Source organism: Oceanobacillus salinisoli, from assembly GCF_009733865.1.
In the GTDB taxonomy this organism is placed as follows: Bacteria; Bacillota; Bacilli; order Bacillales; family Amphibacillaceae; genus Oceanobacillus; species Oceanobacillus salinisoli.
This window is the reverse complement of sequence record NZ_WOFB01000031.1, coordinates 1-22,098: the sequence shown is the minus strand read 5'-3', so window position 1 is coordinate 22,098 and position 22,098 is coordinate 1. Positions and strand designations below refer to the sequence as shown.

26 protein-coding genes are annotated in these 22,098 nt (G+C 38.6%); 17 read left to right on the top strand and 9 right to left on the bottom strand.

The window, feature by feature from the left end; genetic code table 11:
• Positions 1–213 precede the first annotated feature (213 nt).
• Genes GMJ66_RS17980 through GMJ66_RS17970 form a run of 4 tightly spaced genes read left to right on the top strand, consistent with a single transcriptional unit; the run spans position 214 to position 2,139 of the window.
• Positions 214–588: a GntR family transcriptional regulator gene (locus GMJ66_RS17980; RefSeq protein WP_156291700.1), complete on the top strand. Its 375-nt coding sequence runs from the start codon at positions 214–216 to the stop codon at positions 586–588.
• Positions 578–904 (top strand): ATP-binding cassette domain-containing protein, encoded by a 327-nt coding sequence (locus GMJ66_RS21105; RefSeq protein ID WP_331279701.1) that lies wholly within the window; start codon positions 578–580, stop codon positions 902–904. The genes GMJ66_RS17980 and GMJ66_RS21105 overlap by 11 nt, the downstream gene beginning before the upstream one ends.
• A gap of 8 nt (positions 905–912) precedes the next feature.
• On the top strand, positions 913–1,434 hold the full coding sequence (locus GMJ66_RS21100) for an ATP-binding cassette domain-containing protein (RefSeq protein ID WP_331279700.1): 522 nt from the start codon (positions 913–915) through the stop codon (positions 1,432–1,434).
• 3 nt (positions 1,435–1,437) lie between these two features.
• On the top strand, positions 1,438–2,139 hold the full coding sequence (locus GMJ66_RS17970; RefSeq protein WP_156291699.1) for a hypothetical protein: 702 nt from the start codon (positions 1,438–1,440) through the stop codon (positions 2,137–2,139).
• A gap of 878 nt (positions 2,140–3,017) precedes the next feature.
• On the opposite strand, the gene GMJ66_RS17965 is transcribed toward GMJ66_RS17970, so the two are convergent.
• From GMJ66_RS17965 to GMJ66_RS17955, 3 genes are all read right to left on the bottom strand, one after another.
• Positions 3,018–3,146, bottom strand: a complete 129-nt coding sequence (locus GMJ66_RS17965) for a YfhE family protein (protein ID WP_156291698.1) — start codon at positions 3,144–3,146, stop codon at positions 3,018–3,020.
• Between the two features lie 271 nt (positions 3,147–3,417).
• Entirely contained in the window at positions 3,418–3,975 is a 558-nt protein-coding gene (locus GMJ66_RS17960) for a GNAT family N-acetyltransferase (protein ID WP_156291697.1), read from the bottom strand.
• Between the two features lie 361 nt (positions 3,976–4,336).
• Positions 4,337–5,221, bottom strand: a complete 885-nt coding sequence (locus tag GMJ66_RS17955; RefSeq protein ID WP_156291696.1) for a TIGR01777 family oxidoreductase — start codon at positions 5,219–5,221, stop codon at positions 4,337–4,339.
• Between the two features lie 589 nt (positions 5,222–5,810).
• Between GMJ66_RS17955 and recX the strand changes: the two genes are divergently transcribed.
• Positions 5,811–6,629: a recombination regulator RecX gene (gene recX / locus GMJ66_RS17950; protein WP_331279699.1), complete on the top strand. Its 819-nt coding sequence runs from the start codon at positions 5,811–5,813 to the stop codon at positions 6,627–6,629.
• A gap of 48 nt (positions 6,630–6,677) precedes the next feature.
• Here the strand turns inward: recX and GMJ66_RS17945 are convergent, their stop codons facing one another.
• Positions 6,678–7,337, bottom strand: coding sequence for an SDR family NAD(P)-dependent oxidoreductase (locus tag GMJ66_RS17945; protein WP_156291695.1), 660 nt, complete (start codon positions 7,335–7,337; stop codon positions 6,678–6,680).
• A gap of 87 nt (positions 7,338–7,424) precedes the next feature.
• Between GMJ66_RS17945 and GMJ66_RS17940 the strand changes: the two genes are divergently transcribed.
• Entirely contained in the window at positions 7,425–7,757 is a 333-nt protein-coding gene (locus GMJ66_RS17940; protein ID WP_156291694.1) for a YfhH family protein, read from the top strand.
• A gap of 300 nt (positions 7,758–8,057) precedes the next feature.
• Here the strand turns inward: GMJ66_RS17940 and GMJ66_RS17935 are convergent, their stop codons facing one another.
• On the bottom strand, positions 8,058–9,044 hold the full coding sequence (locus GMJ66_RS17935; protein ID WP_156291693.1) for a metal-dependent hydrolase: 987 nt from the start codon (positions 9,042–9,044) through the stop codon (positions 8,058–8,060).
• Positions 9,045–9,183: 139 nt separating this feature from the next.
• On the opposite strand from GMJ66_RS17935, the gene mutY reads away from it, so the two are divergent.
• Positions 9,184–10,251, top strand: coding sequence for an A/G-specific adenine glycosylase (gene mutY / locus GMJ66_RS17930; RefSeq protein ID WP_156291692.1), 1,068 nt, complete (start codon positions 9,184–9,186; stop codon positions 10,249–10,251).
• Between the two features lie 89 nt (positions 10,252–10,340).
• On the opposite strand, the gene GMJ66_RS20505 is transcribed toward mutY, so the two are convergent.
• Entirely contained in the window at positions 10,341–10,514 is a 174-nt protein-coding gene (locus GMJ66_RS20505; protein WP_197046761.1) for a hypothetical protein, read from the bottom strand.
• Positions 10,515–10,678: 164 nt separating this feature from the next.
• Here GMJ66_RS20505 and GMJ66_RS17925 point away from each other — a divergent pair, with 164 nt between their 5' ends.
• From GMJ66_RS17925 to GMJ66_RS17915, 3 genes are all read left to right on the top strand, one after another.
• Positions 10,679–10,930 carry a gamma-type small acid-soluble spore protein gene (locus tag GMJ66_RS17925; protein WP_156291691.1) on the top strand — a complete coding sequence of 84 codons (252 nt, stop codon included), beginning with the start codon at positions 10,679–10,681 and terminating at the stop codon, positions 10,928–10,930.
• Positions 10,931–11,295: 365 nt separating this feature from the next.
• Positions 11,296–11,823: a nucleoside tri-diphosphate phosphatase gene (gene ntdP / locus GMJ66_RS17920; RefSeq protein ID WP_156291690.1), complete on the top strand. Its 528-nt coding sequence runs from the start codon at positions 11,296–11,298 to the stop codon at positions 11,821–11,823.
• A gap of 360 nt (positions 11,824–12,183) precedes the next feature.
• Positions 12,184–13,956, top strand: a complete 1,773-nt coding sequence (locus tag GMJ66_RS17915) for an ABC transporter ATP-binding protein (protein ID WP_156291689.1) — start codon at positions 12,184–12,186, stop codon at positions 13,954–13,956.
• Positions 13,957–14,392: 436 nt separating this feature from the next.
• Here GMJ66_RS17915 and GMJ66_RS17910 read toward each other — a convergent pair whose 3' ends face one another.
• A complete protein-coding gene (locus tag GMJ66_RS17910) occupies positions 14,393–15,682 on the bottom strand; it encodes a glutamate-1-semialdehyde 2,1-aminomutase (protein WP_156291688.1) in 1,290 nt (429 codons plus the stop codon).
• A gap of 209 nt (positions 15,683–15,891) precedes the next feature.
• Here GMJ66_RS17910 and GMJ66_RS17905 point away from each other — a divergent pair, with 209 nt between their 5' ends.
• The 6 genes from GMJ66_RS17905 to perR all read left to right on the top strand — a co-directional run bounded on the left by GMJ66_RS17905 (position 15,892) and on the right by perR (position 20,222).
• Positions 15,892–16,338: a potassium channel family protein gene (locus tag GMJ66_RS17905; RefSeq protein WP_156291687.1), complete on the top strand. Its 447-nt coding sequence runs from the start codon at positions 15,892–15,894 to the stop codon at positions 16,336–16,338.
• A 245-nt stretch (positions 16,339–16,583) separates the two neighbouring features.
• Positions 16,584–17,054, top strand: coding sequence for a thioredoxin-dependent thiol peroxidase (gene bcp, locus GMJ66_RS17900; protein WP_156291686.1), 471 nt, complete (start codon positions 16,584–16,586; stop codon positions 17,052–17,054).
• A 235-nt stretch (positions 17,055–17,289) separates the two neighbouring features.
• Positions 17,290–17,952 (top strand): sugar transferase, encoded by a 663-nt coding sequence (locus tag GMJ66_RS17895; protein WP_156291685.1) that lies wholly within the window; start codon positions 17,290–17,292, stop codon positions 17,950–17,952.
• Positions 17,953–18,030: 78 nt separating this feature from the next.
• Complete coding sequence (locus GMJ66_RS17890) at positions 18,031–18,978, top strand: D-2-hydroxyacid dehydrogenase (RefSeq protein ID WP_156291684.1); 948 nt, start codon at positions 18,031–18,033, stop codon at positions 18,976–18,978.
• Position 18,979: 1 nt separating this feature from the next.
• On the top strand, positions 18,980–19,540 hold the full coding sequence (locus GMJ66_RS17885; protein ID WP_156291683.1) for a cob(I)yrinic acid a,c-diamide adenosyltransferase: 561 nt from the start codon (positions 18,980–18,982) through the stop codon (positions 19,538–19,540).
• A gap of 232 nt (positions 19,541–19,772) precedes the next feature.
• Positions 19,773–20,222, top strand: coding sequence for a peroxide-responsive transcriptional repressor PerR (gene perR / locus GMJ66_RS17880; protein WP_407939247.1), 450 nt, complete (start codon positions 19,773–19,775; stop codon positions 20,220–20,222).
• Between the two features lie 101 nt (positions 20,223–20,323).
• Here the strand turns inward: perR and GMJ66_RS17875 are convergent, their stop codons facing one another.
• Positions 20,324–20,698, bottom strand: a complete 375-nt coding sequence (locus GMJ66_RS17875) for a YgzB family protein (protein ID WP_156291682.1) — start codon at positions 20,696–20,698, stop codon at positions 20,324–20,326.
• A 260-nt stretch (positions 20,699–20,958) separates the two neighbouring features.
• Between GMJ66_RS17875 and GMJ66_RS17870 the strand changes: the two genes are divergently transcribed.
• Positions 20,959–21,831, top strand: coding sequence for a nucleotidyltransferase-like protein (locus tag GMJ66_RS17870; protein ID WP_156291681.1), 873 nt, complete (start codon positions 20,959–20,961; stop codon positions 21,829–21,831).
• Positions 21,832–21,850: 19 nt separating this feature from the next.
• On the opposite strand, the gene GMJ66_RS20805 is transcribed toward GMJ66_RS17870, so the two are convergent.
• Positions 21,851–22,098: hypothetical protein (locus GMJ66_RS20805; RefSeq protein ID WP_231514974.1), on the bottom strand; the 248-nt coding region annotated here is incomplete at its 5' end.

Here is a 22,098-nt window from a genome sequence, read left to right as displayed (position 1 = left end):
GTTATGATTATCATTATTCGATTTTGTCCACAGAAGTGGATACCGCATAGTATAATAAATGATGTAAAAAGCCCTATGCCAATATCTGATCATGTAAAAATAGCTTCCGATTAGGGGGCTTTTTTATTTTTTTATAAAATATATTGACAATTCAAACGAATAGTTATATGGTTAATCACATAAGTAACTAACCAATGAAGGAAGGAGCCTGAGATGAAAAAAAGCTTAGATGAAAGTAAACCAATATTCCTTCAAATAAAAGAACAGATGGAGGACTCAATCATTAATGGTGAAGTAAATGCAGGAGAGCGGGTACCTTCCACGAATGAATTTGCCAGCTACTATAAGATCAATCCGGCTACTGCTGGCAAAGGAATTAATGAACTTGTCACAGAAGGGATTCTTTTTAAACGAAGGGGTGTTGGGATGTTTGTAACAGAGAATGCAAAGGAGATTTTAATCGAGAAGCGGAAGAAGTCATTTTATGAGAAGTATATGCTTCCGTTAAAAACAGAAGCAAGGAAACTTAGAATCGGGACAGATGAGTTGATGGAAATGGTGAAAAGGGAGGATGACGATGAAAATTGAAGTGAGGAATCTGACAAAGAGGTACCGGGATAATGTAGCGCTAAAGGATGTTTCTTTTACGTTGGATGAACCGAAAATATACGGGCTTCTCGGAAGAAATGGAGCAGGGAAGACAACCTTTATGAATATTTTGTCAGGGCAAATTTTAGCCAGTGATGGGGAGATTTTAATAGATGGGGAAAATCCATTTGATAATCGACGACTTACCGAATCGATTTGCCTAATTAAAGAAGGGGAAAATTTTAAAAAGGATCTAAAAGTAAAGCATGTATTAAAATTTATTCCTATTTCTATCCAACATGGGATCAGGAATTAGCCGATGAAATGGTGAAGGAATATAACCTAAATATTAATGCACGGGTGAAGACACTGTCCAAGGGGATGGAGTCCGCACTTGGAATCATTGTCGGGATAGCAAGCAAAGCACCGATTACGGTTTTTGACGATCCATATATTGGCCTTGATGCCCCATCAAGGAAAAAATTCTACGACATGTTACTGGAAGAATACCAAACAGAAAAAAGAATGATTATTTTGTCCACCCATTTAATTGATGAAGTGAGTTTAATGTTTGAAGAGGTATTAATATTGAGTGAAGGTTCACTTGTGCTGAAAGAAGAAGCAGACGCATTGCGAAATAATACATGTTCTGTCTCCGGTGCGAAAAAAGAAGTAGAAGCGTTTATCCAAGGGAAAGAAGTCATCGATAAAAAACAACTCGCTGGTATGATGACGGCGTATGTTTATGGCAATGTCGAGGAAGCGAAGCAGAGCGGATTAACGGTAGAGGGTATATCAATCCAGGAATTAATGATTTATTTAACCGAACGGAAGAAAGGGGCATAATTCATGGCCAGACAATTAAAGGGTTTAATGTATTTCTTTATAACAGATGTCCGGTATTCACTCATGATATTTTGGGGGATTTTATTAAGCATTTTAGTTTTATCATTATGTATATCCTATTTCTTACTTGGCGTAGATGATGGGAAATATTATTTTACCTTAACTCTTCCTATTTACATTTACTGTGCGATTCTAGGTTTTTTAACGGTAAAAGAGGCCATCCCGTTTTCCGTAAAACTTGGAGCAACGAGAAAGAGTGTATTTATCGGAATTGGCTTGTTTTTTCTCGGGTTATCCTTTGCCAAAGCAGTAGTTGCCAGTATGTTGCATTCCATCACCTTAACATTTACGCAGGCAACTGGAATCAGCACCTTCCATTTTCTCCACCTATCTGAGCTGGTTGGGGATTCCTGGTTTACGAGAGTATTGATTGATACAACTGTAATGTTCTTTGCGCTTGTATTTATGTTTGTGATTGGATTAATCTTTTACAAATCCGGGTTAGCCGGTGGTGGAATAGTAACGGGAGCATTGGTCCTCATTATACTTGTTGGGGTTGCCAAGGGGTGGCTTATTGACTTCTTCGTTAATATATTTACCGATTTACAGCTTACTTTCTTCTGGCAGATGCTGGGAGCGGGTGTTATCCTTTATAGCCTTTCATATCTGGTTATTCGTGAGATTACCATTGTAAAAGTAAAATAGTTTAGATATAACCATAAAGAACACTTGCAAAAGCGCTTTTTAGTTTGTGAGTGTTTTTTAATTACGTTCATTTCGTCGGTTTTGTAGCTTTTTAATATTCGTAGTTGATATAAAGTGCGAAGTAACTATAGATGATGTTGGAGTTTAATCTACCGCTACGGAAATACACTACGCGCCCCTTAGGGTGACCCGTGAGCCTCTTCGTGCTGTCGCGTCTTTAGGGGTCTCACTTTGACCACTTTTCCCGCAGGAGTCTCCGTGTATTTCCTCCGCTAGTTTTGTGATATTCCTATTCTCATCATTATTTTTGCTATTACCATGGTTGATTGGAGCGGAGGGCAGTCGACTCCTGCGGGAAAAATCGAGATAGATATTTTTGCATAATTGAGGAAACTCCTCTTCTGAGATTCCACGGCAAACGGCATCTGCTATGTAAGGTCTTAAATTTGACGTGATATCTTTCTTTATATGAATCATCTGCCGGTGGAACTCCCTCTGGATTGACGACACCCCCTTTTTGACGATGAATGAATATATAGCCATCCTGCTTTAATTGCTGATATAAATGGCAATAAAAAGTTGCAGACGGATGGATGAAATTGTATAGTAGTATTCTGAGTGTTTTTGGAACAACATTTATCCACAGGTTCAACTTGAGGTAGTTTCTATGTTTTCAACATGTTATCCACTATATCCACAAATTTGTGTTGATTTATTCACGAAAGTCTGTGGATGAATGGGTGTATACTGGTCAAAGGTCAAGTGGGTTATAAACAAATCTGTTTATTTTGTGGATAAATGATGTGGGTAAGTTGTTTTGTGGTGGAAAAAATAAGGATATAAGCCGTATCGGTCTGGATAAAGAAAACCGAAGCTAATTAGCCTCGGTCTCCTTTTTGGGATAATTGATTGTAAACACGATCTGCTTTTTTAAATTCCTTTTGGTACAAGACTTCTTGGGTTTTGTTTAAAATCTTGTCTCTATGATTCGGATTATATTTTGGCACTGGACATCATCCTTCGCTTTTTAATATATAGGCTGCCCGTAAGTAAATTTTGTATACGTGAGGATGGATTAGTTATAATAGTCAGTATTTTGAAATTTTTCGAAGCCGCCGTTGTAGAGTGGAGTGGGGGGATAGATTAGCTGGTACGTGGGATATGACACAGGAAAGATATCAGCCATTGGGAAGGAAATCCATTGGGTAAGACATATCGAGCGGACTGATAAAACCAACAAAAATCTAAAAGAAAAACCTCCACGGCAAAGAGTTTCCATTAAGAAACTTCTTCGCCAGTAGAGGCTGCTTCAACTGCTGCGAATTGTTTGTATGATGCGTAATGATCTTTAGTGATAACAAATAAATCGTAAATATCTCCAGTTTCATTAATTTGTTGATATACTTCCGGGTAGGTTGAATTGGCAAGGGCAACATAAGGCAGTTTTAACGCAGCTTTTAAGGAGCGGGAGTTGGTTCTTCTAACTTTCATGAAAATCCCTTCAATATTTTGGGAGAAAAATAGTTCGTCAAAGAATAATTCTTTTGCATGTTTGTTGTACCCTTTTCCAAAATACGGCTGACCAATCCATGTTGCCAGAAATCCATGTTTATCTTCAATATCAAACAAATTAATAGTACCGATTGGATGATGATATTCATCAAGAATCGTACGGGATATTAATTCGCCTTCCTCCTCAGCTTCAATTGTTTTTCTCGTAATAAAGTAAAATTCATCGCTTGTTGCGGCTTTATGTCTTACATAGGGAAATACTTCAGGATGTGACATCAATTCAAATAATACTGGCACTTCGTGTAATTCGCGGTTTTTCAACATAAAAAATACCCTCCTAATTCCAGGTGGGTATCGTCCGAACAGCAGAGTGCTATTAGGAATCCAGTGAGTGACCCACCCTCGAATTTTTATTTAAAATTTCAACAAAAATTCGGGGTGGGAATCGAACCCACTAGAACCAGTACATACTGGTGGCGCACCATTTGCCTTCCCTATTTAACTTAATTAGCAGTTAAAAGACGGATTCATCCCTCTTTTTAACCTTCAAAAATAAGTCTCATCTCTTTCCTATTTGATACCATCATTTTACACTGGATTGTTTCAAAATGTAAATGATTTTTTTGTTAAATTTCTCTAGAAAATTTTACAAATAAAAATGGTGAAATGGCCTGATAAATCAGTGTTATTTAATATTTTTTAATGCGTCTTCGAGTTCTGGATAAGTAAAGTGAAAGTCGTGATCCATTGCCTTTTTTGGTAAGACGAATTGACCCTCTGTAATTAATTGTCCCATATCTCCAGTTACTGTACGAAGAAGGGGAGTGGGGACGGGAAGCCAATCTGGTCTATTTAAAACAGTGGCTAAGGTTTTCATAAATTCTTTGTTCCGTTTAGGATTCGGTGCTGTAATGTTTACTGGCCCGGAAATATGGTCATCAAATAAACAGTACTCGATAAGCTGAACAGCATCGGTAATATGAACCCATGACATGTATTGCTGGCCATCACCGATTTTCCCGCCAACGAACATTTTTACAGGCAAACTCATTAATGGAAGGGCGCCTTCTGAACCCAGCACAATGCCGAATCTTGCAAATACCGTACGAATGCCAAGTTCTTCTGCTTTGCTTGCAGCCCTTTCCCAATCCACTACGACATTAGCTAAAAAGTCATTACCTGGTGTGCTGGTTTCTTCTGTGAAAATAAATTCATTCGATGAACCGTAATAGCCAACAGCAGAACCACTAATAAAAACATTTGGCTTGTCATCGAGTTTCTGTATGAGTTCCAAAACCCCATTGGTTGCCTCAAGACGGCTGTTTAAAATCGCAGCTTTTTTCTTTTTCGTCCAATATCCAAAAAGGGATTCCCCGGCCAAGTTAATAACCCCAAAAATGCTTGGAAGTTCATCAGCAGGAAAGTGATAGTCTATAAATGTAGTGTTTATCGTATTTTCGTATTTCTCAGGAGTTCTTGTAAGGACATATGTATGATGCCCTTTTTCATGCAATGCTCGACATAAATTTTTTCCGACAAAGCCTGTACCGCCAGTAATTAGAAAATTCAATACGCAACCCCCTGAACGATTTTATTATATGTATTATTTTACAGAATGTGCTCGTTATTCGGTAGTATTTTCGGGAATTTTCATGATATTATATAAATGGATTGCTTTCTAATAGATTGTTGTTTTTTGTGTGAGAATTTTATATAGACTCCTGACTAACTTTAGATGCTAAGTTGGTGTTGTACCAACCGCTCCGGAAATACAATACGCGCACCTTAGGGGACCCGTGAGCCTCCTCGAGCTGACGCGATTTTAGGGAACTCACTCTGGTCACTTTCCCCGCAGGAGTCTTCGTGTATTTCCTACGCTAAGTACAGTGCTTTGTAACTTTTTTGGATAAATTAAGAATTGGTTATCCACTATTGTAATGGTTGATTGGAGCGGAGGGCAGTCGACTCCTGCTGGAAAACGGGCTGCTTGAAGACCCCGCAGTGATCGTTCTTTGCGAGCGAGGAGGCTGAAGCATTGCCCTAAGGTGCGCGACTGCCCGAAGCGGAAATCAACAGTGCACTCATTTAGTTCGAAGTTTATATAAATTTTATAACAACAAGCCTTGCAAAAAGAGCCGAGTGAAAAAGGGGAGCGGAGAATGATGAAAAAAATATCCCGGATTACTACGCAAAAGAAACGGAAAGATCGATACAATATTTATTTAACCAATGGAGAAAAAGAAGAATACGCATTTAGTGTCGATGAAGCGGTATTAGTGGAGTTTCGCCTGCGAAAGGGAATGGAACTAAATGATTCGACAATAGAAGCACTTGTCGAAAAAGATACGATACAGAAATCCTACAGCATGGCAATCAATTATTTAAGCTACCGCATGCGTACGAAAAAAGAAATGCGCGACTACTTAGTTAAAAAGGAAGTGGAACTCGAGCATATAGGAATTATTCTCGAACGATTAACGAAGGAGAAACTAATTAATGACAAGCAGTTTGCTGAAATGTTTGTCCGTACACGAATGAACACGTCCAGTAAAGGTCCATTACTCATTAAAAAGGAATTGATGGAAAAGGGAGTTTCCAGCGGGATTGCAAGTGAGGCTATCGAATTATATCCATACGAAGCCCAGTTTGAGAAAATTTCCAAGTTCCTCGAGAAAAAATTAAGTACTAGTAAGAAAGAATCCTTTAAACAGCAGCTGCAAAAACTGCAAGGGAATTTATTGCAAAAGGGATTTAGTCAAACGGTAATTACAGATGCCCTATCTGAAATGGATGGGGAAAAGGATAGTGAAGCAGAGTGGGATGCCATGGTGTATCAAGGGGACAAATTAGTGCGAAAGCATAGCAGGAAGCATGAGGGATTTGCATTACAGCAAAAAGTAAAAGAAGGATTGTACCGAAAAGGATTTACCATCGAGCTAATCAATCGATATTTGGATAAGCTTACAGAAAATGAATAAGACAGCATTCTCCAGACTCCAATGACCCAGAGAATGCGGTACGGTAAATTATTTATCGACGAAAATTTCTTTTCTCCCGTCGTCTTCATTGAAAATTTGCTCTGCAACAACATCCGGTCCTTTCAGTTTGGAAGGATCCGTGACATGCGTGGAATTCTCCCAAAAAGGAGTATTCATTCCGCCCATATATACAGCTGTAATGGAAACAGGCTGTTCGGCTAACTCCATTTGCAAGCTTTCCGTGAATCCACGTACCGCAAATTTGCTTGCACAATAGATGGATTCATTTACTTTTCCCCGGAGACCTGCTGTGGAAATAATGTTTAAAATCCTGCCATTGCTTTCCTTGACGATTGGCAGTGCTGATTGGACAGTTAGGATCGTGCCCTTTACATTAGTGTTTAATAATTTTTCTATTTCTTCAGTACGATATCCCTCTATCGAACCGAAAATTCCAATTCCAGCGTTGTTAATGAAGACATCCAGCTGAGGAATTTGCTGAAAGGCAATACTTACAGAGGCCGGCTCACTAACATCACAAAGAATAATTCCCGCATCCCCACCGTGCAGAAAAATCTTATTTTTTACGATTTGCAGCTTCGTATCGCTTCTTCCTAATAAATAAACTTTGTATCCATTTTTTCCATATTGATAGGACAGAGCCTCACCAAGCCCGCTTCCAGCTCCAGTAATCGCTACTGTGGGCATGGAATCCCTCCTTTTTTATTTAATTATCCTTATCTATTGTCCTAAACAATAGATAAAATGTAAAATAAAGAGTAAGGGGGAGTAAAAATGAATTATCGATACAGCGACTACTCGATTGAAGAGTTATATAAAGAAATTGGAAGATTGAAAGAAAAGGCACAAAAGGCTGAGCAACTGGGCAATGTATCAGAAGTACAAATTAACCAAAGAAAGATGCAAGTTGCAATGGCATATACAATGAATCCGGATGATTTTAGTCCGGGGGAAGTATATCAATTAAAAATGGACCCAGGATTCACGTTTAAAATTGATTATCTTAATGGTGTGTTTGCCTGGGGACATCGAATCAATCTTTTAAATGAATTGTATGAAAAAGAAGAAGCCCTGCCAATCTCGTTGCTCGGTAAAAAAGTGAAATAATATATAGAAGTATCTAGGCCAATTCAAGTAAGGAGTTGGTCTTTCTAATGTTTTAGAATGTTACGGGAGCGAATGCTGAATTCCTGTAACGAATGCTGAATTCCTGTAACGAATGCTGAATTCCTGTAACTAATGCTGAATTATCGGAGCGAATGCTGAATTACCGGAAGGAATGCTGAATTCCTGGAACGAATGCTGAACTCCCGGAGCGAATGCTGAATTCTCTACCAGACCTGAATTAGCAGCGAACCCACGGCGCCCAAACAAAAAAACGCTTGAAAATGTAAATCAAGCGTTCCATTATATAGGGTTATCTTCAATAAGTAATTTGCTTTGCAGTTTATGCTCGGAAAAAATCCAGCCGGTGTACGAACTGATAATTTCCATGTTGCGATTAATCTGGACAACTGCTACAAATGGATAGTATTCTTTAGAGCGGTAACGTAAATCGATGAACCGCACTTCGGTGAAATCATCGTATTCATTTATTTCCCAGCTGTAGACAGGGGAAAAGTTTAAAAACGATGCAATGTTTTTATCTGTTAAAGCTTTTTCCATAATGGGGGAATCTGGTAAAGGAACTTTACTAAATTCATCCACGATTTCGATATGCCCGTTTTCGACGGCTGCGACATAAAACTTATCCTTTGTTGTAATGGCAACCCGCCAATAATTTTGTTTGATGGTTGGGGAGGTTGCAATTTCAACGGTATCTGGAAAATAATTTTTAATTTCTTTGACGATTTCTCTTTTATCCATGTACCGTTTGATGTAATATAAAACAATTACAGTATAAATGGATAACCAGGTGTAGCCTGGGTGTGCTCCAAGTAACCATGCGCCCACTCCACCGACATTGAGCATGAAGATGTAAGGGTCAAACGTGTTGATGAAGCCAAATGCAATCCACTTGTTAGTAAAAGGGCGGAAAGCTTGGGTACCGTAAGCATTAAATAAATCAACAAATACATGAATAATAACGGCCAGAAACGTCCAAAGCCAGAGGTGGAGGTAACTAACTTCTGGGACAAACATATAAATGATTCCAGAAACAATCAGACCCCATATAATAATTGCAGGGATGGAATGTGAAGCACCTCGATGATGGCGAATATAGGTTGCATTGTTTTTTAGCTTAAAGACCGTATCAAAATCCGGGGCATGAGAACCTATAATGGTGCCAGCAAGTACGGCGTTAAAAAGGGTTGGATCATTTTGCACTACTGGGTCAATTGTTGCTAGACCCCCAAGTGCAATCCCCATTACAATATGCGTTCCAGTGTCCATGTTTTAGGTCCTCCTTACAGTTTTGACTTTAGGAAAAGGATCAATCATTACTGGAAATAGCAATTTTTATTTAGTTTTACCTGATAGTAAAAAAATAACACATAATATATATTTATTGTACCATAAAGGAAGTGCCAGTATGATAACACAATTATTAAAAAACTTTAACAGTTACGGATTTCAATACGATTTACTGGATTGGTATTATGAAAATAAACGGGATCTGCCATGGCGAGAGAATCAGGATCCCTATAAAGTATGGGTTTCTGAAATCATGCTGCAGCAAACTAAGGTGGATACCGTTATCCCATATTTTCACCGATTTTTAGATAAATTCCCTACCGTTTACGAATTGGCCAAGGCAGATGAGCAAGAAGTATTAAAGACATGGGAAGGGCTTGGCTATTACTCCCGTGCGAAAAATTTGCAATCCGCTGTAAAGGAAGTAGTGGAAACGTACGAGGGTAAAGTGCCGGATAATCCCGAAGAACTGGGAGCACTAAAAGGAGTTGGGCCCTATACAAAAGGGGCTATCCTATCTATTGCGTACAATCAGCCAGAACCCGCCGTTGATGGAAACGTAATGCGTGTATTTTCCCGGATTTTAAAAATAGAAGACGATATTGCTCAGGCGAAAACGCGGAAAAAAATGGAAGCAATAGTCCGGGAAGTGATTTCTAAAGACGATCCATCCTCCTTCAATCAAGCTATAATGGATTTAGGTGCAACGATTTGCACACCAAAATCACCAGCCTGCCTGTTATGTCCGGTACAGGATTATTGCCGGGCTTTTGAAGAAGGAGTTCAGGAAGAGCTACCAGTAAAGAAAAAAGCGAAAAAGCAAAAAACAATGGCTTATACGGTTTTATTAATTAAAAACCAAAAGGGAGATTATGTCATTGAAAAGCGCCCTGATTCAGGTTTATTAGCAAATCTCTGGCAGTTTCCTATGGTCCCATTTTCTGAAATTGGTGAGGAAAACGTGGAGAAATGGATGCGCCAGGAATATGGTCTTTCATTGGAATTAAAAGAGAAAAAAGGTGACTTAACTCATGTTTTTTCACATATTAAATGGGAGCTGGAGATCTTTGAAGCGGAAACAACCGAAGAAAAGGCTGACGATGGAAGGCTAACTTTGGTTTCTCAAGAAGAATTAAAGGATTACCCGTTTCCTGTATCCCATCAGAAAATGATGAAATATCTGTAATAAAAAAGGCTCCTCTGTATAAGAGCCTTCTTTGCTACAGATAAAAAAGTAACAAACTTTCTTCTCAACATAACGCACGTGAAGATTATTTAATAACTTCTGCTATGCAGTTCTTCATTTATTTCATGCAAAATTGTTAATCCCTCTGCATTGATATACGGTAATACCTGTGATAAGGAATGCTGGTAGTACTGTAATTCCTCATCTTTCCACTTTGTTTTACTCATCATGGAAAGCTCGGAAAAATCCCGTAGTGTATCCATTGATTTTTTTCCTCCAGTACTTAAAGTCCTTTTTCATTATTAATGTATGTGTTATTCGAAAATAATCTCGAGGGACTTATTACCATTGTTGGATATCGAACTCTGAAATTTGTTGGATAACAAATGGAATCCTGGACAGATTAATTAGTGCGGAGGTGATATTGATGGCTAAAAATCCTAACAAAACTGCTTCAGGTACTAACGTTCAGCATGTAAGACAACAAAACCAAAAAGCAGCACAAGGTACTGGACAGTTTGGTACTGAATTTGCTTCTGAAACCAATGCTCAAGAAGTAAGAAAGCAGAACCAACAAGCTGCTCAAGGTAACGGACAATTTGGTACTGAATTTGCTTCTGAGACCAATGCTCAAGAAGTAAGAAAGCAGAACCAAAAATCTCAACAAAACAAAAAGTAACTTTCCTTCCTAATTAACTTCGATGTATAGAGCTCCCTATTCGTTTAGGGGGCTCTTTTTGTATGTAGGTATGATATAGACAGTATAAATTTTAGCTGATAAGGGTTCGACGATTTGCTCGAAGTAAGCATTCAACTAATAATTGGTGGGTTAGCCAAGTTTTTTAATCTGTTCGTAATACTTTATATTTAGGGCTTTTATCTATATAATGAATGCAAGGATTATTGGATTTTCACACATAAGGGAAAATATTTTTGCAGCAATGTATATGTACAAAGTAAAAATGTTGGGTACCAAGTATATGAAAACATAGCCATTCCCAAAATGATGGACAGGTTATCAGTTTTCTAAGAAAGGGAGATAGGATGGTTGCTCCGAAAGCAGGAACGAAAATGAAAATTCAAAGTTACAAACACAATGGGCAACTACATAGAGTATGGCAGAATACTTTAGTTTTAAAAGGAACGGAATCCATTGTAATCGGGGGCAATGATAAAACACCAGTAATCGAAAGTGACGGAAGAGCCTGGATAACCAGGGAACCGGCTATTTGTTACTTTCATGCAAAATATTGGTTTAATATAATCGGTATGATTCGAAATGACGGAATATACTATTACTGTAATATTAGTTCACCGTTTGTATATGATGATGAGGCACTTAAATATATTGATTATGATTTAGATGTCAAAGTGTATCCTGACATGACATATGATCTTCTAGATGCTGACGAATATGAGGATCACAAAAAAATAATGAATTATCCGGAAGTGTTGGATCAAATTTTGCATAATAACATGGATTACTTATTAAGGTGGGTTCGCCAACGAAAAGGCCCTTTTTCACCAGACTTTGTTGATAATTGGTATGAAAGATTTTTAACATATCGCTAAGTTTGGTATAACCAATATCCTTGTTACATATTAGTAACAAGGTTTTATTATTTCATTTTAGAAAAGGCTTTTGTCGTAAGTTTGGTTGAATTTTAATACTTGTAGTTGATATATAATTTGACGTAAGTGAGTGCACAACCTTCTATTCCAATCAACTATTTTAATAATTATTATCGTTATGTTTGGTTTATTGCAGCACTCTCCAAATGTTAGGTAGGTATATAACTCAACACTAGCGTAGTGCATTTTCTGGAGCGGTTGTTAAGGTATTCAAATTATGTCGTGCACATTGATTTAGTGGAAAACCGACCAAACATATGAAAAAAGCCTTCGAAAATAACGAAAAAAGGAAGATTTAGGATGGGTCCTGTAAGACAGTACATGGAATTTGTAAAACCATATAAATGGAAAATATTTTGGACGATTATTGTAGGAATTATAAAATTTGGTATCCCGCTATTAATGCCGTTAATTTTAAAGTATGTACTCGATGATATTATTTACCCGGAGGACATGACGAATGCAGAAAAACTGACAGAGCTTGCCTGGATTATGGGAATTGCATTTGTAGTTTTCCTCGTATTGCGCCCGCCGATTGAATACATTCGACAATATTTAGCGCAATGGGTCGGAAATAAAATCCTTTACGACATCAGGGATAAGCTGTTTGATCACATTCAAAAACTTAGCTTGAAATTCTACTCTAAGACAAAAACCGGGGAAATTATTTCCCGGGTGATAAATGATGTCGAACAAACGAAGAATTTCGTCATGACCGGGTTAATGAATGTGTGGCTGGACTTAGTTACCATCCTTATTGCCATTGGCATTATGCTGACAATGGATATCGGAATGACGATTGTTTCTATTATTCTATTTCCGCTATTTGGTTTTTCGATTAAATATTTTTACGGGGAATTACGGCGGTTAACGAGGGAGAGATCCCAGGCACTGGCAGAGGTGCAGGGCCATCTTCATGAAAGGGTGCAAGGTATTCCGGTGACGAGAAGTTTTGCGCTGGAAGAGTATGAGCAAGGTCAATTTGGCAAACGAAATGACGAATTTCTCCATCGTGCTATGAAACATGTCGACTGGAATGCGAAAACTTTCGCAGTAACGAATACGATTACGGACCTAGCTCCACTTCTTGTTGTAGCCTTTGGTGGATATCAAGTAATCAGCGGTAACATCAGTATCGGTACATTAGTTGCGTTTGTTGGATATATGGAGAGAGTGTATAGTCCACTAAGAAGACTGATCAATTCGTCCACCACACTAGTTCAGGCGATTGCTTCCATTGACCGTGTCATGGAATTTATGAATGAAAAATATGATGTCAAAGATAAGACAAATGCCAAGGAACTAGGCCGTTTAGATGGTGACATCGATATCGAAAATGTATCTTTTCGATATGATGAAGATGAAAATCAAGTCCTGAAAAATGTGAATTTAAAAGTGGAAAAAGGGGAGACCATCGCCTTTGTCGGTATGAGTGGCGGAGGGAAATCGACCATTGTTAGTTTGATTCCACGCTTTTATGATGTGACAGAAGGTTCCATTAAAGTGGACGGCATCGACATACGTGATGTGAAAGCTCGTTCCTTAAGAAATAATATCGGGATGGTGCTGCAGGATAATATCCTGTTCAGTGAATCCATTGCCGTTAATATTCGGATGGGTAAACCAGATGCCACCGATGAAGAAGTCATTGCAGCAGCAAAGGCAGCAAATGCCCATGAATTTATTGAAAGTCTGCCATATGGCTATGGTACACTCGTTGGAGAGCGTGGTGTGAAATTATCAGGTGGGCAAAAGCAGCGTATCGCCATAGCGCGTGTTTTCCTGAAAAATCCGCCAATCCTTATCTTTGATGAAGCAACGTCTGCATTGGATTTGGAAAGTGAACATCTCATCCAGGAGACGATGGAAAAGCTGGCATCTGATAGAACGACCTTTATTGTTGCACACCGTTTGGCAACCATCACCCATGCGGACCGAATTGTTGTGATTGAAAACGGAGAGATTACGGAAATTGGTTCACATGACGAATTAATGCGGAAACAGGGCAGTTACTATAATTTATATCAAGTACAGCATTTGGATGATGATAAAACAGAATTAGTGGAAAAATGATTTGGAATGCGACTCATACTAGGTGTGGGTCGCATTTTTCTGTTTAGTCAAATTGGTTGCAGGTGGGGTGGTTGATATATTATTTTAACGGTCGATAAGAGCCCTTGTTTGGTTGATAAATTTTGTAACGGTTGATAAAAGTACCAGAACGGTCGATAACGGAGCGTTATGGGTTGATATCTAAGTCCCAATGGTTGATAAGATTCACATTTGAGTTGATAAATTTTATAACAGTTGATAAAAGTACCAATCTGGTTGATAAGAGTTAACCAATGTTGCTATCCGCTTAGCCCTATTTAAGAATCCCACCATATTGTCTAAAGATATCTCCATAAATTTCTACGCCCCCATGATCCTGGTAAAGCAAAGCCGACACAACCGCATCAACACAAAAAAAGCACTCCCAACTAGAGAGTGCTTTCCATTTCGTTAAAACTTACGCCATCTTCGCAAAAGCACGACCCACCGCTTCAATCGTCTGGTCAATATCTTCTTCTGTATGCTCCGTGGTAAGGAACCATGCTTCATATTTAGACGGTGCGAGATTAATGCCTTCATTCAGCATGAGTTTAAAGAAGCGACCGAATGCTTCGCCATCACTTGCTTCAGCTTCTGCATAATTCGTCACTTTGTCCACGCCGAAGTAAACGGTAAGCGCACCTTTTAATCGGTTAACGGTAGTATGGATGCCATGTTCCTGAGCCTTTGCCAAGATACCTGTTTCCAAGCGTTCCCCAAGCTGATCGAGTTTTTCATAAACACCTTCCTGGCCAAGAATTTCTAAGCAGGCGATGCCAGATGCCATGGAAGCTGGATTCCCTGACATCGTTCCAGCCTGGTATGCGGGACCGAGTGGTGCTACTTGCTCCATAATATCTTTACGTCCACCATATGCACCAATTGGCAGTCCACCGCCAATCACTTTCCCCATTGCCGTCATGTCAGGTTCCACACCGTATAGCTGTTGGGCACTTCCATAAGTAAAGCGGAATGCGGTAATTACCTCATCGTAAATAACAAGTGCGCCTGCTTCGTGAGCTAAGTCATTGACACGTTGCAGGAATCCTTCATGCGGTTCCACGATACCAAAGTTTCCGACGATTGGCTCCACTAAAACAGCTGCGATTTCATCTCCCCATTTTGCGAGAGCTTTCTTCATCGCATTTAAATCATTAAACGGAACAGTAATAACATCCTCAGCCGTTGTAATTGGTACCCCGGCTGAGTCAGGAGTTCCCAATGTAGAAGGACCTGAACCAGCTTGGACGAGCACAGCATCAAAATGACCGTGATAACATCCGGCAAATTTCATGATTTTTGACCGTCCAGTATAGGCGCGGGCAACACGAATTGTAGTCATGACTGCTTCGGTACCAGAGTTATTGAAACGAACCCTTTCCAAGGAAGGAATCGCTTCTTTCAGCATTTTTGCAAATTGATTTTCCAAACTGGTCGGCGTTCCATAAAGAACACCCGTATTCGCGGCTTTCGTAATCGCCTCAGCAATATGAGGATGGGCATGCCCCGTGATGATGGGACCGTATGCTGCCAGATAATCAATGTATTTATTCCCGTCCACATCCCAGAAGTAAGCACCCTGGCCGCGCTCCATGTATACAGGCGAGCCACCCCCAACTCCTTTATAGGCACGTGAAGGGGAATTAACACCTCCAACGATATGTTCGAGTGCTTCTTTATGTAATTGTTCTGATTTTGTAAAATCCATTTTTGATTCCTCCCTAAACGGTTTCCATTCCTAACTATATCAAAAAAAATTTGTAAAAACGATGGGGACGCTAAATCATTAAGTAATTTTCGAAAAAAGACAAGCCCCAACCTCCAAAAGCATATAGTAATTATAGAACATGAAAAATTGGGATAGCCAAGTCATATTTTCAATTTGCAAAAACTAGGGCAGCTAAAGGAGTAATCTTGATGTTTCTTATTCCGTGGATTATTTTTATCATCATTAGTTACGTTATAGTAAAAAGCATTTTTTTATTTATCAGGGGGAAAAATATTCAGTTGAAATTCGAGCTTAGAGAAAGCCGGTTTTCAACAGAACTTTTTATAGCTTTAATCATTATCTATATCACTGTAATTATAGGCTTTGGACTCATTTATTTTGTTCTATCATTTGAGGGGCTCATACTCGTGGAAAATGGAGAGCTGCAGCAAGTCAATGTCCTTGAGTCGCTAATGAATTCGATTTATTTTAGCGGTGTAACGATGCTGACGATTGGATATGGGGATATTACACCAATCGGAATTGGCAGGTTTATAGCGATGATAGAGGCATTAATCGGATATATTTTACCTACTGCATTTGTTATGAAATTAATTCAGTCAAGAGGTGGGGAGCGATCAAAACTAGGGGAGTAGCTCTGAAAACCTAAGTGAATGCTTAATCGAGCGGGAGTGCCGAATAAACGAACATGAGTTCAGGAATATCGAGCAAGAATGCTGAATAAACGAGCGAGAGCGCAGGAATATCGAGCGAGGCCACTGAATAAACGATCGGGACCCCAGAAATACCGAGCGAGAATCCTAAACTACCAAGCACAGATAAATGAATCTCTTACAGTGATATGATATAGTAGCATTAAAATCACGTTGGAGGGATTTAGATGTCAGTAGAAGTAGGAAAACAGGTAGAAGATTTTACGTTGCCAAATCAAGATGGAGAAAAGGTAAGCCTGTCTAATTTTCGTGGGAAGCATGTCGTTCTCTATTTTTATCCAAAAGATATGACACCAGGATGTACGACAGAGGCTTGTGATTTTCGTGATAACCATGAAAGCTTTGGCGAGTTGGATGCGGTGATTATTGGGGTGAGTCCAGACCCTGCTGATCGTCATCAGAAGTTTATTGACAAGCATGATCTTCCATTTTTATTGCTTGCCGATGAGGAACATCAAGTAGCCGAGCAATTTGATGTATGGAAGCTGAAAAAGAATTTTGGCAAGGAGTATTACGGGATTGAACGTTCTACCTTTATCATTGATAAAGAAGGCGTATTGCAAAAGGAATACCGTAAAGTAAAAGTAGAGGGCCATGTAGAAGAAGCTCTTGGATTCATCCGGGAAAATTTACAATAAATAAGAAGAGAGGGAAGCAGTGGTACATCCTGCTTCTCTTTTTTCGTCAAAAAGTAGGATAAAAAAGACCTTAACGTTCGACGAGGGTGGCGAGAAGATCCCCAAGTCATGGCAACAGCAACCGTCGTTATTAAAAATCAATTACGTTTTAAGAACATTGTAATATGCACGACTTTTAAAGAATAGGATGTAGTACAAGTCTATTACATCTATTTTATAAAAGAGGTGTATTGCAATGGAAAATATTAAATCTACTTCTCATACTGCGGTGAAAAACACAGATTCAGTGAGGAAAGACCGTTTCTATCAGTTGTTAAAGAGAATGACAGATGTTGGTATTAGTTTGGTGCTGCTTCTAACCCTCATGCCTCTACTATTATTTATCTCGTATCGAATTTATAAAAAGGAAGGTAAACCGATTTTTTATAAAGAGGTAAGAGTAGGGAAGAATGGCCGGGAATTTATCATGTTCAGTTTTCGAATTATGACGAATCCATCCAAGGTAATTTGGGCTTTTCCACCACATCCATTTCCAGATTCATGGATGGATGGCGTACCTGATGAATTTACATTTCAGCGGGATGTTCATTGTACGATTACCCCAACTGGAAAGTGGCTGAAAAAGTATCATCTCCACAAGCTGCCAAGGTTATGGAATGTGTTAAAAGGGGATATGAGTCTGGTTGGTCCAAAGCCCGAGAAAAAAGAGATTGTGGACTATTACAATGACTGGCAAAAAAATAGACTAAAGGTAAAGCCGGGAATAACCGGATATGCCCGTGCGGTTAGAGGCGATAACATGAACTACACGGAAAGAGTCAATTATGATCTTTATTATATTCATAATCGATCGGTTAAAATGGATATGAAGATTTTATGGAATACGATTAAAAAGTAATTTAAGCTCTATATCTCCCAATCTTTGCAGTTTTCAGGTAAAATAGAGGAAAATATACAAGGTATTGGGGGCTACGCAATGATTGTTTTTTCCGCAAAGATTTCCGGGAAACATCAGGATAGATTAAGAGCAAATTTTCCAGACCTGACCTTTCAGTTTTGCAACTCCGCTGATGAGGCAATGGCCTATATTAAGGATGCTGAAATATATGTTACATATGGCGGTGATATTAAGGAAGCATTCTTATCGGAAGCGGTGAATATAAAATGGATACAGGTTCTTTCTGCCGGGATAGAGAAATTGCCATTTGAATTGATTCGGGGAAAGAATATTCTACTCACCAATGCTAGAGGAATTCATGCCATTCAAATGTCAGAATATGCAATATCGATGCTCCTGCAGGTTAGCCGTCAAGCAAAAACCATCATGAACAATGAGGAAAACAGAGTATGGGATAAGTCGGTGAAGATGCAGGAAATCACAGGGAAAACGCTAATTGTCGTTGGGGCTGGTGCAATCGGTAAGGAAGTTGCTCGACTCGGCAAAGCGTTTCGAATGCATATAATTGGTGTATCAAGAAGCGGAAAGCAAGTAGACAACTTCGATGAAAATGTTAAAATCACAGAACTAAACACGGTTCTACCGAAAGCGGATTTTGTCGTATCCGTTCTGCCAAGTACAGAGGAAACAAAGGATATTTACACATATGAGCAGTTTCAAGCGATGCCGAGTCATTCCATTTTCCTGAATATGGGGCGGGGAGATGCCGTCGTAGAAGAAGATTTGTTAAATGCGATTCGGGAAAAAGAGATTGCACATGTTGTCCTTGACGTTGTCAAAGAGGAGCCATTACCTGAAAACCATCCATTCTGGGAGGAAGAAAATATAACGATCACCCCGCATATTTCCGGATTATCACCTAATTATATGAAGCGGGCACTGGACATTTTTGACAAGAATTTAAACATATATGTTAATGAGAAAGATAATTATATAAATAAGATTGATTTAAGCAGGGGGTACTAATATGGCACGAATTTATACGCGCTCAGGTGATAAAGGTCTTACGTCATTGGTTTATGGGGAACGTGTACCGAAAAACGATGTACGTGTAGAAGCATATGGTACATGTGATGAAGCCAATTCGTTTATTGGATTAGCCTTAAGCTTTTTAGAAAAAGAAAACTGGGAAGACAAAGATGATTTTATGGAAGTCATGCATCGCGTTCAGACGATTATGTTTTATGTTGGTGCGGAACTCTCGACTCCAAAAGGAAAAGAAGTAAGCTGGAAGTTAAAACAGGAACACATTGATGATCTGGAGACGAAAATAGATGAATGGGATACTAAGCTGGAACCGCTGAAGAATTTTATTTTGCCTTCTGGTCATATGGCATCGAGTGCACTTCATACAGCACGGACCATTGTAAGAAGAGCAGAGCGGACTACGGTAAGTCTTGGAGAAGAACTGGATAATCCATTCGTCCGCCAGTACTTGAATCGGTTATCAGACTTCCTGTTTGTGGCTGCCCGCTATGTTAATAAATGCCTGGGCGGGGAGGAAAGAGTATTAAAAACAGATGTGTAATACTTGTAAAAACATATATGCACTTTATATAGTATATAAATAAAGAAAGAACAAATAGTAAGGAATAAGGAGAATAATTGAAAATTTAATTTTTATAATTGATAATAGTACCGTCCGTAATGTACTTATATTGACAGGAAGCTATAAAAGAAGGTAAACTAATTATAAAGATTATAAATTAATAATATTATTAGAATATAATACGTACTTATTTACATTGAAAGTGAGGTGGATGACTGTGTCTGAAAAACGATTACGACAAGCGATTAATACACTAAAAGAATCAGGCGTCCGTATCACTCCACAGCGTCATGCGGTACTTGAATATCTTTTAAATTCAATGATGCACCCGACAGCGGATGAAATATATAAAGCACTGGAAGGAAAATTTCCGAATATGAGTGTAGCAACTGTCTATAATAATTTACGCGTTCTACGTGAAGTCGGTCTTGTGCGTGAACTTACCTATGGTGATTCGTCCAGTCGATTCGATTGTAATACATCTGATCACTATCATATTATCTGCGATGATTGCGGCAAAATTGTTGACTTTGACTACCCATCATTGGATGAAGTTGAATCTTTAGCAGAACAGGTTACAGGATTTGATGTGAGTCATCACCGTTTAGAAGTTTACGGAACATGTGAAGAATGCAAGAAAGTAGCAACGCAAAAGCATTAATCACCGTTTTATGAAAAAGTGTATCTATAGCTATTTAAAGGTAAAAGCATGTCCAGGTTCCAAATAAAAAAATCCAAATGGGAGTGTCCATTTGGATTTTTTTATTTCTCTTTCTTTTTATATCTTTTAGAATTATATTTCTCATCAAAATCCAGGCCCTCTAAATCCTTGTCCAATGTCAAAGGTTCCTTACAGTGCATACATGCGTCCACTCGTCCCAGCATCTTTGTCGGTTTTTCGCAGTTTGGACAAACGACTGGAACAGCCCGGAGTGATAAGGTTCCAATCCAAACATAAACAACGACACTAAATACAATAGCTAACAACCCTAAAATAAAGAAGATTAACATTAGCCACTCGATGTTTTTTAATAAGATACCTCCATACATGAGAAGAATACCTGCAAAAATTAATATGAGTGCAAAGGAACGGATTTTATTGATTTTACTTGAATAGATTAACCTTGGTTCAGCCATGTTCTTCCTCCTTATTGTTCAAAAGGCACGTCCAACGATGAACACCCATGTGGTCATTGTCATGATTTCATGATAAATGGGTGCTTTTGGTCTAGTATAGCAGAATTTCGCCTTTGAAAAAAAGGATTTCACTTGTTTGTAACGAAATATATAGTAATAGATGTTAATTTTGTCGAAATTTGATGATAGAATATAGTGGTTGTGTAATTTTAACTAATATATCGTTTTGAGAAATTTTTAGGAAGAGTGGAGGAAGGAAGATGGAAAATTTCCTACGACCTATTTATCAAGAGCGGGCAAGTGATGCAAATACACTAGGCATTTTAACGATGGAAAAGACAAACCTAAATAGTCCATTGACCGATAACTTTGATATCATACTTCTTATTATAGTAAAAGAGGGGGAGCATTCCTGGTTTGTTAAGCATTATGAAAGTGCAAGCGAAACTGCCGCATTACATATTGTTACCGAAGAGACTTTGCTGGAATGGATTGATACAAGCACATACCGAAGAGCGGTGGAATGGATTATCAATGGAAAAGTCGTTTTTGACCGCAATGAATATATCAGTAGTTTGAAGGAAAAGCTTAGAGATTTTCCACTTCATAAAAGAAACTTGCGCAAAGCCATTGAATTTGGCAAGTTAGTGAAGAGCTATAATGAAGCAAAAGCACTGTTCGCATCGCAAAATTATAAGGATGCAAACAGTAAAGTACTGCATTCCTTGCACTACCTTGCAAGACTTGCCGTCATTGAAAAAGGCTATTACCCGGAAGTAATGGTCTGGAATCAAGTAAAGAACATCGATCTAGAAGCCTATAAACTATATGAAGAGTTTATTGAAAGCAGAGAAGAAATTAGTAAGCGAATTGAGTTAATGGTTTTGGCAATGGACTATGTGATTAAAAATAGGGCCGAGGTATCTGCGGAGCATTTACTGGAAATTATGCGAACAAAAGACGAACCATGGTCATATGCTGAATTGAAAAATGATCCGAATATTAAACCGTATAGGCTCGACCTCTCTGCCATCATTTCTTATTTGGAAGAAAAAGAAGTGATTATCGTTGTTTTAGAAGAAACTAAGGGTGTCGGTGTTTACCAGCGCAAGTATAAACTAAGTAATTTTTAGTCACATCTTTTATTTTAGGTCATAGTATATACACGGTTACAGTTATTACAGCATGCGGGTTTATAGATAAATAAAAAATATGTTGACTTCCAGGTAGTAACCGTGTTAAAGTATTTTTTGTCGCTAAAAACGGATTGTTACTTAACGACATAAATTTTAAAATTACTTGTTGACAAACAGATGTCGACTGTGATATATTATTAAATGTCGCTGTTACGAAGCGGCGAAAAATTTGCTCTTTGAAAACTGAACAAACAACCAGTAAGT

Excerpts from the sequence above, each read along its gene's own strand:
- GMJ66_RS17980 (WP_156291700.1), top strand. The coding sequence starts at position 214 with ATGAAAAAAAGCTTAGATGAAAGTAAACCAATATTCCTTCAAATAAAA.
- GMJ66_RS21105 (WP_331279701.1), top strand. The coding sequence starts at position 578 with ATGAAAATTGAAGTGAGGAATCTGACAAAGAGGTACCGGGATAATGTA.
- GMJ66_RS21100 (WP_331279700.1), top strand. The coding sequence starts at position 913 with ATGGTGAAGGAATATAACCTAAATATTAATGCACGGGTGAAGACACTG.
- GMJ66_RS17970 (WP_156291699.1), top strand. The coding sequence starts at position 1,438 with ATGGCCAGACAATTAAAGGGTTTAATGTATTTCTTTATAACAGATGTC.
- GMJ66_RS17960 (WP_156291697.1), bottom strand. The coding sequence starts at position 3,975 with ATGTTGAAAAACCGCGAATTACACGAAGTGCCAGTATTATTTGAATTG.
- recX (WP_331279699.1), top strand. The coding sequence starts at position 5,811 with ATGATGAAAAAAATATCCCGGATTACTACGCAAAAGAAACGGAAAGAT.
- GMJ66_RS17945 (WP_156291695.1), bottom strand. The coding sequence starts at position 7,337 with ATGCCCACAGTAGCGATTACTGGAGCTGGAAGCGGGCTTGGTGAGGCT.
- GMJ66_RS17940 (WP_156291694.1), top strand. The coding sequence starts at position 7,425 with ATGAATTATCGATACAGCGACTACTCGATTGAAGAGTTATATAAAGAA.
- GMJ66_RS17935 (WP_156291693.1), bottom strand. The coding sequence starts at position 9,044 with ATGGACACTGGAACGCATATTGTAATGGGGATTGCACTTGGGGGTCTA.
- mutY (WP_156291692.1), top strand. The coding sequence starts at position 9,184 with ATGATAACACAATTATTAAAAAACTTTAACAGTTACGGATTTCAATAC.
- GMJ66_RS20505 (WP_197046761.1), bottom strand. The coding sequence starts at position 10,514 with ATGGATACACTACGGGATTTTTCCGAGCTTTCCATGATGAGTAAAACA.
- GMJ66_RS17925 (WP_156291691.1), top strand. The coding sequence starts at position 10,679 with ATGGCTAAAAATCCTAACAAAACTGCTTCAGGTACTAACGTTCAGCAT.
- ntdP (WP_156291690.1), top strand. The coding sequence starts at position 11,296 with ATGGTTGCTCCGAAAGCAGGAACGAAAATGAAAATTCAAAGTTACAAA.
- GMJ66_RS17915 (WP_156291689.1), top strand. The coding sequence starts at position 12,184 with ATGGGTCCTGTAAGACAGTACATGGAATTTGTAAAACCATATAAATGG.
- GMJ66_RS17910 (WP_156291688.1), bottom strand. The coding sequence starts at position 15,682 with ATGGATTTTACAAAATCAGAACAATTACATAAAGAAGCACTCGAACAT.
- GMJ66_RS17905 (WP_156291687.1), top strand. The coding sequence starts at position 15,892 with ATGTTTCTTATTCCGTGGATTATTTTTATCATCATTAGTTACGTTATA.
- bcp (WP_156291686.1), top strand. The coding sequence starts at position 16,584 with ATGTCAGTAGAAGTAGGAAAACAGGTAGAAGATTTTACGTTGCCAAAT.
- GMJ66_RS17895 (WP_156291685.1), top strand. The coding sequence starts at position 17,290 with ATGGAAAATATTAAATCTACTTCTCATACTGCGGTGAAAAACACAGAT.
- GMJ66_RS17890 (WP_156291684.1), top strand. The coding sequence starts at position 18,031 with ATGATTGTTTTTTCCGCAAAGATTTCCGGGAAACATCAGGATAGATTA.
- GMJ66_RS17885 (WP_156291683.1), top strand. The coding sequence starts at position 18,980 with ATGGCACGAATTTATACGCGCTCAGGTGATAAAGGTCTTACGTCATTG.
- perR (WP_407939247.1), top strand. The coding sequence starts at position 19,773 with ATGACTGTGTCTGAAAAACGATTACGACAAGCGATTAATACACTAAAA.
- GMJ66_RS17875 (WP_156291682.1), bottom strand. The coding sequence starts at position 20,698 with ATGGCTGAACCAAGGTTAATCTATTCAAGTAAAATCAATAAAATCCGT.
- GMJ66_RS17870 (WP_156291681.1), top strand. The coding sequence starts at position 20,959 with ATGGAAAATTTCCTACGACCTATTTATCAAGAGCGGGCAAGTGATGCA.